Genomic DNA, 14,052 nt, shown 5'->3' on the forward strand with positions numbered 1-14,052 from the left:
CTCCCGTGTGTCATCCCAAGAGGCTTATTCGTCCGTGCCACTTCCTTCGCGCATGTTCGGATGACGAATTGCGGGATCGGATGAAAATCGAAATTACTGGCGCGTGCGGGCGATCATGCCGGGCGTGATGCCGAGAATACGTCGCATCCAGTGCGCCATATGGCTCTGGTGGGCAAAACCCGTCTCGAGCGCTACCTGGCTCAACGGCATGTCTTCGGACAGAAGCATCAGCCTGGCGCGCTCAACCCGGCGTGTCAGCACGTATTGGTGCATGGGCATGCCGAATGTGGCCCGAAATAACGGCTTCAGATGGGATAGGCTGAGCCCGGAGACCGCAGCCAGGTCGGCAAGCGACAGGGATTGATCGATATGGTCTTCGATGAAGTCCACGAGACGACGCCTTTGCAGGGCGCTGAGCGACCTCACCGTTGCGGGTTTCTCCCCTCCCGACTGGTCCCCGTTTTCCACCAGGCGGATCGCAAGCGCCAAGGCAAGCGTCTCGCCATAGAGCCTGTCGGAAGGTACGCTTGCCTCGAGTTCCGTCTTGATCGCCCAGGCGATCGACTCGATCCGGGCGTCGCGAAGCTGAAACTTCGGAGCGAGGGAAACCGTTTCCGGATTGCGTCCCATTGCCGTGGCCGCAGTGCTGAAGAGTTCGGGTCCGATGCCCAATCGCAAAATGGTGCAATCGGCGTCATCCTCCCACCAGCCATCCAACCCGGCGGGCACGATGTCGATGTCGCCATGTTTCTGGACACGGCGAGAGTGCCGGCCATCGCACTGGCAATGCGCGTTCACGGCACGTCCGAAATGAACGCCGAGCCGGTGCGATGACAAACCGGGAACATAGGTGCGACCGGCGCGGATGTGCAGCAATTCCGCATTCAAACCAGCCCAGCCAAGATGCTTGCTCGAAAGGAGGATGTTTGCCGCACCGTTCTTTGAGAGATTGGGATTGCCGAATTGATCCATGAGTTCGCCCTTTCATAGAGGACGTCGTTGATTTGCGCCGATCATACACCTTTGTCGATCGGGTTCGAGATCGGGCGACGGAAGTCCGTCCGGATGACTTTAGCCTCTCAGGAAATCGGAGGGGCTGGCGGCAGTGGCGTCTCGATCAGAAAAGCTTGCGATAAACAACGAATCCGGAGCGCTCGGCCACCTGGTCGTAAAGCTTCATCGCCGTGAGGTTGGTTTCATGCGTCTGCCAATAGACGCGGGCAGCGCCAGCCTCGCCCGCCCGCTCGTAGACTTCGCCTATCAGAGCCTTGCCCACGCCTTTTCCCCGTGCGGCCTCGAGCGTGAACAGGTCCTGCAGGTAGCAGCTCGGTTCGATCGCGGTGGTGCTGCGATGGAAAAGGTAATGCGTGAGGCCGACAAGCTGCCCCTCGCTTTCGGCGACAAGAGCATGCATCGGCTCGTAAGCGTCGAAGAAGCGTGCCCAGGTCATCTGCGTGATCTCGGGCGCAAGGGCAGTCGCGCCCGAGCGACCGTAAAACGCGTTGTAGCCTTCCCATAGGAGAAGCCACTGATCGAAGTCTTTGCGGGCGACGGGGCGGATCATGGGTAGATTGGACATTCCTGCGCCTTGTCGTTTTGAACGGAGCGATGGACACCCGACTATCGATACATAGCCGGATGTTGGCAAGAGAAGCGCGTCGTCATAAGCCTTGCCGAAGTGCGGCAAGCACGTCGATAGCCTTGGCAATATCCGCCGATTGGAACTTGGCGGCAAGTGCTCCGATCCAGTCGCGACGAAGCTGGTCGGCCGCCTTATAGGTGTCGCTGCCCTTGCCGGTCAGGACGACGAGCTGCGCTTTCTTGTGGTGCGGGTTGTCTCGGAATTCCACCAGGCCGTCGCGGACGAGTTCGTTGACGATGCGCTGTACGCCTTGACGGGCAACGCCGGCCTCCTTGGCGATCTGCGCGACCGTGCGTCCATTCCTTGGTCGGGCAATGGCGCCGAGCACCTGCCAGCGCGCGCTCGTCAGGCCAATCGGCCCGACGATCTCGTCGCCCCTTGCGAGAAGCCGTCCATTCAGGCGGAAGACTTCGAGGATCAGGCGGCCAAGTTCGTCTGCATCTGCGGGCATGGGTCGCTTTCTCTGATTGCGGAAATCAATATTGACAATATGTTGTCATTAATCGATGGTGAGATCAATGTGAAATTGAACCTTGGAGTGAGAGGCATGAAGACGGAGTCTATTTTTCGCGTGGATAAGTTTGTGGTGCCGGCGCAATCGCGCGATGCTTTCATGGCCCGGCTACAGGTTACGCATAAAACGCTGGGGGCCGCGGATGGGTGCGTGCAGAACCTTGTCCTCGAACAGGTGTCCGGAGCCGGGGAATTCAATGTCGTCACCATTGTCGAGTGGCGCGACACCGCCGCCTATGAAAATGCCAGGCAGGCCGCGCAGCAAAGGCAGAAGGAGAACGGCTTCGATCCGCAGAACTACTTCCGAGAACTGGGCATCAAGGCCGATCTTGGGAACTACACGCCGATGTCGGAAGGGTTTTCCTCAGCCCTCTAAACCCCTTCAACAAGGGCCGTCGAATGGGCCAGTATTTTTGCTTCGACAGCAATCCGGGAATGAGGAGGGCAGTGTTCTACTGCATGCCGTGCGACGCCAGATGCTCGAAAAGATCCCGTGCAGGCGCCGTCAATTCCTCGCGCGCGCGGATGCAGACCGACAGCCGGCGCGTCGCCCAATCATCGGCAAGGTGGATAGCTGTGATTTTGGTGGATCTGCCGCAGCGTCGCGCCGCTGTCTCGGGTACGATGCTGAGACCGACGCCGTCTGCCGCCATCTGGCAGATGGCCTCAAAGGTGCGCAGACGCACCCGCATCTTCAGCTTGACGCCCATCCTCACCGCCTGGGCGTCGATGTGATCCTGCAGCGCGCCGCCTGAGAGCCCGACGAAATGCTGGTGCAGGATATCGGCAAAGGCGATGCGCTTCTTCTCCGCCAGCGCGTGATCGCGGGGCATGACCACCACCAGCCGGTCGATGGCGAAGGGGCGCAGCTCCAGGCCGCTGGTGTCGACCGCATCCGAGAGAATGCCGATCTCCGCCAGCCCGGCCGCGATGGCCTTGGCGATCTCGATGCTCTGCCGCTCCTTCAGCTCGATATCGATCCGCGGATGGGCCGCCATCCAGGGCGCGAGCCGTTCGGGCAGGAATTCGGTGATCGTGGCGGTGTTGGCCGCCAGCCGGAGGGTGGCGCGCAGGCCGCTGGCATGTTCGCCGAGTTCGCCATGCATCTGCGCCATCTGCCGCTGGATCAGGCGGGCGTGATGCGCGAGAGCCTCGCCGGCCGGTGTCGGCGAGATCCCGCGACGACCGCGCTCGAGCAGCCTGACTTCACCAGTCGCCTCCATGTCGCGCAGGCGCTCGCTGGCGGCGGCCAGGGAAAGCCCGACATCCGCCGCGCCATGGGTGATGCTGCCGGCATCCACCACGGCAAGGAAAAGACGAAGATCGGTCAAGTCAAAGCGCATGTGGGTGAGCATAACCGAGATCCAGCCTTCGGAACAGCCGAAGCCTGGCTATGGATCATCCGCATTGTGCCGGTCGCCAGATCCCTTATGTCAGCGGCATGATGGATCATTCGATACTGCTCGTTGTCGCGATCGCCGCAACCTTCTTTGCCGCCGGCATCGTCAAGGGCGTCACCGGCATGGGGCTGCCGACGGTCGCCATGGGTGTGCTCGGCGCGCTGATCTCGCCGCTTGCCGCCGCCGGCTTGCTGATCGCCCCATCCTTCGTGACCAATGTCTGGCAGCTCTTCGCCGGCCCGAAATTCGGGCCGCTCCTGCGCAGGCTGTGGCCGATGATGCTGGCGATTGTCGTCGGCACTGTGGTGGGTTCATCGCTGCTGACCAGCGGCGACACTATGCTGACGACGGCAGCACTTGGCGCGGCACTGGTGATCTACGCTGCTTATACGCTCACTGCCCGCCAACTCCGGGTGCCGGCGCGGCTGGAGCCGTGGCTGTCGCCCGCTATCGGCCTCGTCACCGGCGCCGTCACGGGCGGCACCGGCGTCTTCGTCATCCCGGCCGTGCCCTATCTGCAGGCGCTGGGTCTCGAAAAGGACGATCTGGTGCAGGCGCTCGGCCTGTCCTTCACCGTCTCCACCATGGCGCTCGCGGCCGGGCTTGCCTGGCGCGGCGCTTTCCAGCTCGACAATCTCGCCATGTCGGCGCTGGCGATCCTGCCGGCGCTTGCCGGCATGTGGGCCGGGCAGCTTATTCGCAACCGGGTCAGCCCGGCCACATTTAGGCTATGGTTCCTGATCTGCCTCCTTCTTCTTGGTGCCGAAATGCTCGCAAGGCCGTTTCTCTAAACGCGGTATCAGCCAACATTATGAGAGAGCCTGGGTTGCGTTTGCCGGCATGACCCGCAACGTCAGTCCCCAGAAAGCGAGGGCGAGGGCGCTGATGCCGGCGCCGAGCAGGCAGACGCCAAGCCAGCCGGCATGGGCATAGGCGAGCGTCGACATGGACGAACCCAGCGCGCTGCCGATGGAGTAGAAGACCATGTAGCCCGCCGTCAGCCGGCTCTGCGCGTCGGGCCGCACGCGGTAGATCATTGCCTGGTTGGTCACATGCACGGCCTGAAGGCCGAAGTCGATGACGATGACGCCGATGACCAGCCAGAGGATCGAATGCGGCAGCAGGGAGATCGGCCCCCAGGCGAGCAGCATCAGCGCCAGCGAAATACCGGTGGTGCGCTGCCCCAATCCCCGATCCGTCCATCGCCCGGCCCTGGTCGCACCCAGCGCTCCGGCCACGCCGGCAAGCCCGAACAGGCCAATCGCTGTGTGCGACAGCGAGAAGGGCGGCGCGCTCAACGGCAGCACAAGCGGCGTCAGCAGTGTCGTGATGTTGGCGAAGATCAGCATGCAGATGATGCCGCGGATCAGCAGCGCCGGTTCGGAGACGAGCAGCCCGAATAGCGAGCCGATCAGGCGCGGATAGGACATCGACGCCGGGCGCGCTTCCTGCCGGGGCAAGGCCTTCCAGAGCAGCGCGACGATGATAAGCGTCGCTGCCGCCGAAACGAGATAGACCGTCCGCCAGCCCGAGAGATCGGTGAGCGTGCCGGCGACGGTGCGGGCAAGCAGAATGCCGAGCACGATCCCGCTGGTGACGACCCCGACGATATGGCCACGCTCGGCTGGTGGGGCAAGGCTTGCGGCATAAGCGACAAAGGCTTGTGTTACCACCGCCAGCAACCCCATGACCGCCATCACCACCAGCAGCATGTTTCCGCTGGAGGCGAAGCCGATGGCGATGAGTGCTGCGACGGAGAGCAGCGATTGTGCGATCACCAGCCGGCGCCGGTCGATAAGATCGCCGATCGGAACCAGTAGGATTAGCCCCAGTCCATAGCCGACCTGGGTCGCCCCGACGATTAGCCCCGCATGAGCGCGCGACAGGCCGAGATCGTCGGCCATCACATCGAGCATCGGATGCGCGAAATAGGCATTGGCCACCGCCAGCCCGCTCGCCACCGCGAAGAGCAGCATGATCGCGCGCGACAGCGGCGGTGTTTGGCGCGGCTCGCCGTGACTGGACGCCCACTGTTCCGTCTTGTCGGAGACTATCTTCGTCTTGGCAAAATCGGCGTCCAGCACCACATCATCATCGGATCGCATCCCGGCTCCTCCATTGATTCGGTTTTATAATGAAACCATTTGATCAATAGTGGATTGGTTTTATAATGCAACTGCTATCTATCGAAGGAAGACGCATGGTCGGGCGAAAGAGCCTCAGCGGAAATTATTGCCCGAGCGCACGATCGCTGGATGTGATCGGCGACTGGTGGTCGCTGTTGATCGTCCGCGACGCCTTCGATGGGCTGACGCGTTTCGGCGAATTCCAGAAAAGCCTTGGTATTGCCAAGAATATCCTGGCCCAGCGGCTGCGCACGCTGGTCGAGCGCGGCATTCTCACGTCGGTTCCGGCGGCCAATGGCGGAGCACATCAGGAATATCATCTAACCGACATGGGCCGCGATCTCTTCCCGGTCATGGTGGCGCTGCGGCAATGGGGAGAGCGCTATCTGTTCGAGCCGGGCGAGCCGCATTCAAAGCTGGTCGATCGCGACACCGGCCGGCCCATCCGCCTCGACGTCCGAACGGATGACGGCAACGCAGTCACCGCCGACAAGGCGCTTATTCTCAAGGTGCCTGTCGCGGACGAGGAGTGACAGGTCAAGCCGCCAACCGGCCCTGCATCCTCTGTGCCGACTCTTCCATCAGCTCACGCCGGCAAAGCTTCCCGACAGCGTCAGGTCGGGAAAATAGCCCTCAGGCTTGTAGCCGACCGTCTTTCCGCCCGTCAGACCTCCCTGGATTTCCGAACCGAAGAAAGAATAGGGGAATGTCGGGGGCAGGGCGCTCACCTCGTCCAGGCGGCGGCGCAGTTCGGGCGGGATCTCGAACTCTACCGCGCCGAGATTGTCCTTGAGCTGGTCTAGCCTGGTGGCGCCGAGGATGACCGAGGCCACGCCCGGCTGCGTCATCACCCAGTTCACGGCCACCTGCGCCATGCTGCGGCCAAGCGCAGCCGATACTTTTTCAAGCTCGGCGACGATGGCCCAGTTCCGCTCGGTGAATTTCTGGAAGCCGGGATTGCTTGTGCCGCGTACCTTCTCAAGCCGTCCGCTCACCTGCTCCCTGGAATCGGACCGGTATTTCCCGCTCAGGAAGCCGCTTGCTAGCGGGCTCCAGACCATGATGCCGGCACCATAGCGGCTGCCGAAGGGGATGAATTCCTGCTCGATATTGCGCTCCGCCAGCGAGTATTCCATTTGCAATGCCGAGACCGGTTCATATCCCCGGTGTTCGGCCACTGCCTGCGCGCGGCTGGCATACCAAGCCGGCACGTCGGAAAGGCCGACATGCCGAACTTTACCGGAGCGGACGAGATCGTCGAGCGTACGCATGACTTCCTCTGGCGGCGTCAGCCGGTCCCAGCAATGCAGCAAATAGAGGTCGATATGGTCGGTGTTCAGCCGCTTCAGCGAGCCTTCGACCGCGCGCAAAATGTTCTTGCGGCCATTGCCAGCGATGTTCGGGTTGTTGCCGGCGATATTCATGCTGAACTTGGTGGCGATCACCGCCTCGTCACGCAGACCGCGCTCGGCGATGAATTCGCCCAGCCACGCTTCCGATGTCCCGCCGGTATAGGCGTCGGCCGTGTCGAAGAAATTGCCCCCGGCCTCGACATAGGCGTCGAACATGGCGCGTGCGGTGTCCTTGTCCGCGCCCCAGCCCCATTCCGTGCCGAAGGTCATGGTGCCGAGCGTAAGCCGCGGCACCTTCAGGCCGCTATTGCCGAGTGTGTAATAGGTCATGCCCATGGGTTTGATCCTCGCTCATAGATCCTGTGCGTTTGGCAGGTTCTCCTGCGTCGCGGTTCGCCGGCGTAGGATGCGCAAAAGGCATCTATTCGATAAGATCGTTTATTCCGCATGCAGTGTGCGATATGGTGCATGAATGGATCGCGACCTGCTTGCCCATCTGCCGGTTATCGTTGCCGTGGCGCGACGCAGTGGCTTTGCCGCCGCTGCCGCCGAACTCGGCATGAGCCCATCGGCGGTCAGCCATGCCGTGCGGCTGGTGGAGGAGCGGTTGGGGCAGCCGCTATTTGCCCGCACGACCCGCAGCGTTGCGCTGACGGATGCGGGCAAGAGCCTGGTCGGGACGCTGGCCCCGGCCCTGCAGGATATTCACGAGCGAATGGAGCGCATCCGCTCTGTCAAGGGGCGACCCAGCGGCCTGCTGCGGATCAATGCCGCGAGGATATCCCTGCCGCTTGCCGTAACCCCGATCGTCGCCGCAATGGCGGAGCGCTATCCCGATGTCGAGGTCGAGATATTCTCCGATGAGCGTCTGACCGATATCGTCTCCGAAGGCTTCGACGCCGGCATCCGCATCGGCGAGATGATCGCGCAGGACATGGTGGCGGTGCGGCTGACGTCGCCGTTCCGTTCCATCGTGGTCGCATCGCCCGGCTACATCGGCAGCCGCGGTCGCCCGATGAATCTCACGGATCTTTCGCAGCACAATTGCATTGGTTACCGGCTCATTCGCTCCGGCGGGCTCTACCAGTGGGACCTAGTACAGGACGGCCGGGATGTCGCCGTGGCGGTACGAGGTTCGGCGATCGTCACGGAATCGCACTCGGCCGTCGAACTGGCGCTGGCCGGCGTTGGCCTCGCCTATGTGTTCGAACCTCTGGTAAAGGCCGATATTGCCGCGGGCAGGCTCATTCAGGTGCTGGATCCCTACGCCGTTACCGAAGACGGCCTATTCCTCTATTTCCCCCGCCGCGCCGAATTGGCGCCGAAGCTCAGAGCCTTCATCGACACCGCGCGGAGCGTCAGCCGCGCTATCAGCGAATCTTAGATTTGCCACGGGTATAGGCCGTCTGATGTTGATGTCTGGAAATAAATAGCCATAGAGATGGCGGACAAGGTGGAAATCCCCCGCCGAAGGAAAAACAGGGCGTTAGTTCACCCAATAGCGAAAAATCGAGCCTTGAAAACATTGATGCTTCTGACGCGGTTCCCAACTCCGCAGATGCGGCCGCTCGATGGCTTGTCCTCAATCGAGCGACCATCGTTGGCGCGGTCATCCCTGCCATCAAAGCGAAGTTCGGCCTTAGCAACATCGATGCGATAGAGGCGACTAAGCGCGCCCACGCTCTCCAGTATGGGGAGCGTCCGTGATGTCGGAATTCAAGATATCCGCCGCGCTGCTTCGCACACTGCCGCGCCTGATGTCGCGCGCTGATCCGACCCGCGATCAGCGCTTCGCAAGCGGAGAAGGCACAAAGGCGGCAACTGAGGCATATCAGCGTCAGAGCGCATCCATCGCGGCCGGTCGCGTCGTGAAGCAGAGCGCGAGACGAAAGCCGCTTCCTGAAGAGCGTGAGAAGGCCATTGGCCGGCGCCGCACATGGGCGGGAGGTGGCAATATGCCTCCTGGCGTGCGTGCCGGCTACTCTGAGGCTGAGCGCGCCGCGTTGTCGGTTATTGCAGAGCGGTGCAAGCATCGCGGCTATTGCGATCTCTGCCTCGACGAGATCGCGCGCCTGGCTGGCGCTAGTCGCACCTCCGTACAGAACGCCATCCGTAAGGCTCGTTCGAAAGAGCGCGGGCACATCAGCGTCCGTGAGCGCCCGCAGGAAGGCCGCAAGAGCCTCACGAACATCATCAGGATCGTTTGCAGCTCGTGGCTGAAGTGGATCGAGAGGGCGATAGGGTTCAAACGTCTGAACACTTCAAAGACTGGAGTTAAAAACTCCCTCTCTCTTTATGCAGCGCGTCTGAAAATGGCTTTGGAGGGGAGTGAAGACGCGGCCTCTGAAACCGTATTCCAAGCGTCCCGCCAAGACGCGCGTTCAGCGCATAGCTTCGCAGGCGTCGCCGGTGGATGAAATCGAGATCCTGACGCAGCCGATGCCGAGGGTGGGGGGTCGAAAGTCTGGAACCGCCGGCGCCCTAGACCCGCGTCCCCCTCATGTGGAGATTTTTTTGTTTTGGCGCTGATTTTTTACCGGAAAGGCGAAGAAATATGGGCTTTCAACAGGGGGAGAAAAACCAAGCCATTGAAAATAATGGTGAAAATAGTTCGCCTGAAGGCGAAAGCTCTGAAAAACGGGTATTTTTTACCGGAGGGCAGCGTCGGCATTTGTGCATCATCTGCGACTGCGAATTTGAACGAGGACCCCGCTCTCCCGCCGTCACATGCTCGGAGGAGTGCAGCCGAGAGCGGCGGCTCAGATATGGCGCGAGCTATCGCCAGCAAGGTCGGGAGGCCAAGGCGCGGATGCTCGAAATGTTCGGCGGTCGAAGGCCTACCGAGGAAGAAATTTTTCAACTCCTGCAACAACGAAAGAACCGGAAATGAACATCACTGATCAACCTACCTTCGCCGAACGCGACGCCAAGTCCAAGGCCGTCGCTCGTGCCGTTTCTCGACTTGCCGACAATCTCGGCTATGACGCGGACATCGTGTTTGAGGGCGCGCTGCTTGGGGCATGTGCAGCGCTCCTGTCTCGCGGTGCTTCGAACGACGACGTTGCGAAACTGCTGGAAAACTCTGGTCGCTTCATCCGGACTCTTGACCAGGACAACGAGTCATGACAGCCTCACCCTGTTTCGTCCTCTGCCTTCAATCGGCAGGTCAAAGCGACAACTTGCACGCCAGGCGCTGCAAGGCTGGGCTGTCAGAGGATAGATCGCTCGCACGCCAGGCGCTGCGAGGACGGGCACGCCAGGCGCTGCCTCTATACCATTTTCCCAATTTAACCGTTCGACGGGCAGTGACGCCGTGTGCGCGCCCGATCGACTTTTCTACGGAGACCGCTATGTCGGTACATGCTCGTATGCCGCGCGCCATTGGCCGCATTTATGCAAACTCCCCTGATCCGGCTCGCGTCGTCGCAGCCTTGCAGGCCGGTTTCGAGGACTTTAAGCGTGTTCACAATGATCGGACCGACAACTTTCAGAAGGCCGTCGACGATCTGAACGCGAAGATTGCCGGGGTTGTCCTCAATGGTCCTGGTGGCCGCGATGACGTGCCGATCGATCCCGAATATAGCGGCGTATTCTCGTCGTGGTTCCGCTATGGAGACGCGGACGATAGCCTGAAGGCATCAAACCGCGCCGGCCTCCGTCAGCAAATCCACGCTGCAATGAGCGCCGGCTCCGCTTCGGACGGCGGTTATCTCGCTCCCGTGGAATGGGATCGTAAGGTTCTGCAGAAGCTCGCCACGGTCAGCCCCATGCGTCGGCTAGCGATGGTCGTTCCGACCGGCGTTCGCGGTTACTCGACGGTGTGGAACGCTGGCGGATGGGGTTCTGGATGGATCGGCGAAACCGCCGCCCGTCCCGAGACGGGAACGCCGACCCTTTCGCCGCTCACCTTCATGGCGGGCGAGATTTACGCTAATCCGGCCATCACCGCCAACTTGCTCGACGACGCCGATTTCGACGCCGGGAACTGGCTTGCCGATCAGCTCGCCGACGAATTTTCGAAGCAGGAGGGCGTTGCTTTCATCTCCGGTGACGGCGTCAACAAGCCGAACGGTCTTCTCACCTACGCGACGGGCGGCGCGGCGGCGGCGCTTCATCCGGGTGGCGCTATCGAGGTCGTTAACAGCGGTTCGGCCGCTGCGGTGACGCCAGATGGCCTGATCGACTTCGTCTACAAGCTGCCATCGCCCTATCGCCAGGGCGCAAGCTGGCTCATGTCCTCGACCACTGCCGCCGCCATCCGGAAGCTGAAGGATGGGCAGGACAATTACCTTTGGGAGCCAAGTTATTCGAAGGACGGCACCGACACGCTTCTCGGATACCCGGTCGAGATTGACGAGAATATGCCGTCGATCGCCGCCGATGCTATCCCCGTCGCGTTCGGCAACTTCAAGCGCGGCTACGTCGTCAATGATCGCCAGGGCACGCGCATTCTGCGCGACCCCTACACCAACAAGCCTTACGTGAATTTCTACACCACGAAGCGCGTTGGCGGCGGCGTCAATGATCCCAATGCCTTCAAGTTCCTGAAGATCGGCGCGTAAGCATCTAAGGGCGCGCTCCTCGAGGTCGTAGCCCGGCCGACAACGGCAGTCACCTCCCCGCGCCCACGCTTCAGTAGAAGGGGTCAAGGTGGCAGGCGAGACGGTATCCGCGCGTCCGGCGCGGATACCGCATCCTTCAATCGGAGATCGGAACTATGAGCGACATGAAGAGCAATATTCGCGCAATGGAGCGAGTCCTTGTTTCACAGGGGATGACGCGCTCCACAGCGAGGGAGCGCATCAAGCGCCTACAATCGAACAGCATGGTGGCTCGGCATTCGCCCGAAGTGACAGACGAGTATGGGCACGACGGAGGTCTGATGAAGGCGATTCAGTCGCTGTCGGCCTCGATCGCATCGGCCGCGTCCTAAACCTTGGCAAATTGAGGATAGAAAAATGGCAGTTTTCACTATCGCAGCTATTGCCGGCGCTCTGTCGAGCGTCGGGATTACCTCGTCATTTGTGGCTTCGGCCTCATGTCACCCGCTCAAGTGCCAGCCAAAGGGTAAGAAATGACCGCTTGAAATGCATTTGTCGGTGACGACGATATCCACGTTTTTACCGACACAGTGATTTACAACATGGCGCGTGGCGGTGCCGTGGAAGGTTTTGGCAGCAAGGTTATCCCTCTGCCGCATCGGGGCGCCGTGATGGCCTGCTCCGGCTTTTCATGGGTTTCCATCGTCATCGCCGGCGTGATCGCGTCGTCTGGTAGCCAAACCTTTGACGACCTGGTGCAGTCGCTGTCCGACACCGTACGCAATGCTATAGCCCGCGACAAAAGTTCCTCGCTGACCTTCGGAAATTTCGAGCTGCTGATTGCCGGTCATTCCGAAAGCCGTAGCGGCCCGGAAATTCATGTCCTCTGCGGCTATCGCACCGGAGGAAATCCGCCCTTCCACATGGTCAAGCTGAACAAGTTCACAAGCCCGATGATCGGCTTTGTGAACTTCGATCACGACAAGCCCCAAACATCTGGTCTTTCCATCTTGGAACGACAGCGCCTAACGCTATGCGGCTCCCATGACGCGCCAAGCGTAGCGCTCTATTGCGTCGGCGGTGCCGCGCAATACGCAAAGGTGTCGCGCGATGGCATTTCTATCAAGGTTTTGAAGCGCTGGCCGGATGAGGTCGGAAAACCAATTGTGACTGAGTGAAGGAAAAGGTCGACAAGCTAAAAAGTCGGGGCGATGGCAAGTGATACCGAGTTAAAGCGCCGCCTATGGGCGTTCTTCGATGCTGCCCCAATTTTGCGCGCAAGCCTGGAGTCACCTTCAGGCCGTAAATGTCTGTTAAGCTAAATTTGTCAAGATGATCACTGTGATTTTCTTGTGAACAAAAACAGTACGTTAACGTTTGTTAACCAGTATCGACAATTCGTGTCGTTGACAGTATGGGCGAAGCGCCCTATTTTCGGTCCAATGACAAGAAGAAGATTGATACATTCCAGTGGGTTAGCTGAAGTAGACAATCTTGGGGTAAAGAGATGACAGAGCTTCACACCAATGCAAAACTTCTGGAGAAACTTCGCTCGTCCAGCAACCGTAAGCTGACCGAGGATGAGCTTTACAAGCAACGCGTATCGTTTATTATGGGTTCTTTGTCGGACAGTAGTACTGTGACGAGGGCCCAGGTCACGGAAGTACTTGCAGATTTCGAGGGCCGCAAGAGCGCCTAAGTGATTTTGTTTGAGCTGACTAGAAGCGAAGACCATCCAGTATATCAGAAATTAATGATTGAAAACGGAAATCGACACTACGATTTCCTGCGTTCCATAGTGGTCGCCTCATTGGAAATGGGGCGGCCATTTCTGTCTCAGCAGATACTTAAAGCTTTAAATTTCCACGCGATCGTGTGCTTGCATACGCATGCCGGTGAATATCGTCCCTGCGAGGTCACCGTTGGCGATCATGAGCCGCCTGCCTTTTTTCAAGTCGTGCCTCTGATGGATGACTTCATCAACGATTTGAACAGGGGATGGGAGAAAACAGATCCAGTCGTGCTTGCCACATATGCGTTATGGCGCCTGAATTACATACACCCCTTTATAAATGGAAACGGTCGAACAGCGCGCGCCGCCGCATATTACATCTTGTGTATCTCGGCTGGGCAGTGGCTTCAGGGGGACGCAATCTTGCCGGAGCTGCTTCGTCAAAACCGTCCGGATTACGTCGAGGCGCTGCGGCATGCCGACAAGTCTTTCAAGGAGACTAGCCAGCCCGATCTCGGCCCGCTACATGCGATTGTATCTGCGCTGCTTGCTCAGCAGCTCGGAGTGGATTTGTCGGCAAATGGGGCCAGTGGGACAGACAATGCAACGCCCGTTTCCGATCAAGTACCTCAAGCTGAGTGACAAATTCTCCCTTTCGAATATTACCTGGCGGAAAAGCCGACGAGTGATCCAGATTTGGTCGTTAAACCGGCTAGCCAGCTCTGAATATTCCGCCCTTCCTACGA

Annotated in this window: 17 protein-coding genes; 11 read left to right on the top strand and 6 right to left on the bottom strand. The window is 60.1% G+C overall.

Features of this window, described 5'->3' with window-relative positions:
- Positions 1-93: 93 nt before the first annotated feature.
- The 3 genes from RRH01S_RS18985 to RRH01S_RS18995 all read right to left on the bottom strand — a co-directional run bounded on the left by RRH01S_RS18985 (position 94) and on the right by RRH01S_RS18995 (position 2,093).
- Positions 94-972: a helix-turn-helix domain-containing protein gene (locus tag RRH01S_RS18985; protein ID WP_042473679.1), complete on the bottom strand. Its 879-nt coding sequence runs from the start codon at positions 970-972 to the stop codon at positions 94-96.
- A gap of 145 nt (positions 973-1,117) precedes the next feature.
- On the bottom strand, positions 1,118-1,579 hold the full coding sequence (locus RRH01S_RS18990; RefSeq protein ID WP_007702916.1) for a GNAT family N-acetyltransferase: 462 nt from the start codon (positions 1,577-1,579) through the stop codon (positions 1,118-1,120).
- 82 nt (positions 1,580-1,661) lie between these two features.
- Positions 1,662-2,093, bottom strand: coding sequence for a MarR family winged helix-turn-helix transcriptional regulator (locus RRH01S_RS18995; protein WP_042473683.1), 432 nt, complete (start codon positions 2,091-2,093; stop codon positions 1,662-1,664).
- A 96-nt stretch (positions 2,094-2,189) separates the two neighbouring features.
- On the opposite strand from RRH01S_RS18995, the gene RRH01S_RS19000 reads away from it, so the two are divergent.
- Entirely contained in the window at positions 2,190-2,531 is a 342-nt protein-coding gene (locus tag RRH01S_RS19000; protein WP_042473990.1) for an antibiotic biosynthesis monooxygenase, read from the top strand.
- Between the two features lie 76 nt (positions 2,532-2,607).
- Here RRH01S_RS19000 and RRH01S_RS19005 read toward each other — a convergent pair whose 3' ends face one another.
- On the bottom strand, positions 2,608-3,498 hold the full coding sequence (locus RRH01S_RS19005; protein WP_042473993.1) for a LysR family transcriptional regulator: 891 nt from the start codon (positions 3,496-3,498) through the stop codon (positions 2,608-2,610).
- Between the two features lie 98 nt (positions 3,499-3,596).
- On the opposite strand from RRH01S_RS19005, the gene RRH01S_RS19010 reads away from it, so the two are divergent.
- Entirely contained in the window at positions 3,597-4,346 is a 750-nt protein-coding gene (locus RRH01S_RS19010) for a sulfite exporter TauE/SafE family protein (RefSeq protein ID WP_042473996.1), read from the top strand.
- Between the two features lie 18 nt (positions 4,347-4,364).
- Here RRH01S_RS19010 and RRH01S_RS19015 read toward each other — a convergent pair whose 3' ends face one another.
- Positions 4,365-5,660: an MFS transporter gene (locus RRH01S_RS19015; RefSeq protein WP_110924643.1), complete on the bottom strand. Its 1,296-nt coding sequence runs from the start codon at positions 5,658-5,660 to the stop codon at positions 4,365-4,367.
- Between the two features lie 95 nt (positions 5,661-5,755).
- Between RRH01S_RS19015 and RRH01S_RS19020 the strand changes: the two genes are divergently transcribed.
- Positions 5,756-6,214, top strand: coding sequence for a winged helix-turn-helix transcriptional regulator (locus tag RRH01S_RS19020; protein ID WP_012650758.1), 459 nt, complete (start codon positions 5,756-5,758; stop codon positions 6,212-6,214).
- Positions 6,215-6,262: 48 nt separating this feature from the next.
- Here the strand turns inward: RRH01S_RS19020 and RRH01S_RS19025 are convergent, their stop codons facing one another.
- The gene (locus RRH01S_RS19025; protein WP_042473685.1) at positions 6,263-7,369 is read right to left on the bottom strand and encodes an aldo/keto reductase; all 1,107 of its coding nucleotides are present in this window, start codon (positions 7,367-7,369) and stop codon (positions 6,263-6,265) included.
- A gap of 136 nt (positions 7,370-7,505) precedes the next feature.
- On the opposite strand from RRH01S_RS19025, the gene RRH01S_RS19030 reads away from it, so the two are divergent.
- The 8 genes from RRH01S_RS19030 (at position 7,506) to RRH01S_RS33160 (ending at position 13,948) form a co-directional block, all read left to right on the top strand.
- On the top strand, positions 7,506-8,417 hold the full coding sequence (locus RRH01S_RS19030) for a LysR family transcriptional regulator (RefSeq protein WP_042473690.1): 912 nt from the start codon (positions 7,506-7,508) through the stop codon (positions 8,415-8,417).
- Positions 8,418-8,739: 322 nt separating this feature from the next.
- Positions 8,740-9,450: a hypothetical protein gene (locus RRH01S_RS19040; RefSeq protein WP_042473695.1), complete on the top strand. Its 711-nt coding sequence runs from the start codon at positions 8,740-8,742 to the stop codon at positions 9,448-9,450.
- Between the two features lie 137 nt (positions 9,451-9,587).
- Positions 9,588-9,923, top strand: coding sequence for a hypothetical protein (locus RRH01S_RS19045; protein WP_042473697.1), 336 nt, complete (start codon positions 9,588-9,590; stop codon positions 9,921-9,923).
- Complete coding sequence (locus RRH01S_RS19050; protein ID WP_042473701.1) at positions 9,920-10,159, top strand: hypothetical protein; 240 nt, start codon at positions 9,920-9,922, stop codon at positions 10,157-10,159. Before RRH01S_RS19045 ends, RRH01S_RS19050 begins: the two co-directional genes overlap by 4 nt.
- A 224-nt stretch (positions 10,160-10,383) precedes the next feature.
- A complete protein-coding gene (locus RRH01S_RS19055) occupies positions 10,384-11,595 on the top strand; it encodes a phage major capsid protein (protein ID WP_042473704.1) in 1,212 nt (403 codons plus the stop codon).
- 155 nt (positions 11,596-11,750) lie between these two features.
- Positions 11,751-11,966: a hypothetical protein gene (locus RRH01S_RS19060; protein WP_034519907.1), complete on the top strand. Its 216-nt coding sequence runs from the start codon at positions 11,751-11,753 to the stop codon at positions 11,964-11,966.
- A gap of 210 nt (positions 11,967-12,176) precedes the next feature.
- Positions 12,177-12,752, top strand: coding sequence for a hypothetical protein (locus RRH01S_RS19065; protein ID WP_042473707.1), 576 nt, complete (start codon positions 12,177-12,179; stop codon positions 12,750-12,752).
- A gap of 521 nt (positions 12,753-13,273) precedes the next feature.
- Positions 13,274-13,948: a Fic family protein gene (locus RRH01S_RS33160; protein WP_051696829.1), complete on the top strand. Its 675-nt coding sequence runs from the start codon at positions 13,274-13,276 to the stop codon at positions 13,946-13,948.
- Positions 13,949-14,052 lie beyond the last annotated feature (104 nt).

The organism is Rhizobium rhizogenes NBRC 13257 (assembly GCF_000696095.1).
GTDB classification, from domain to species: Bacteria; Pseudomonadota; Alphaproteobacteria; order Rhizobiales; family Rhizobiaceae; genus Rhizobium; species Rhizobium rhizogenes.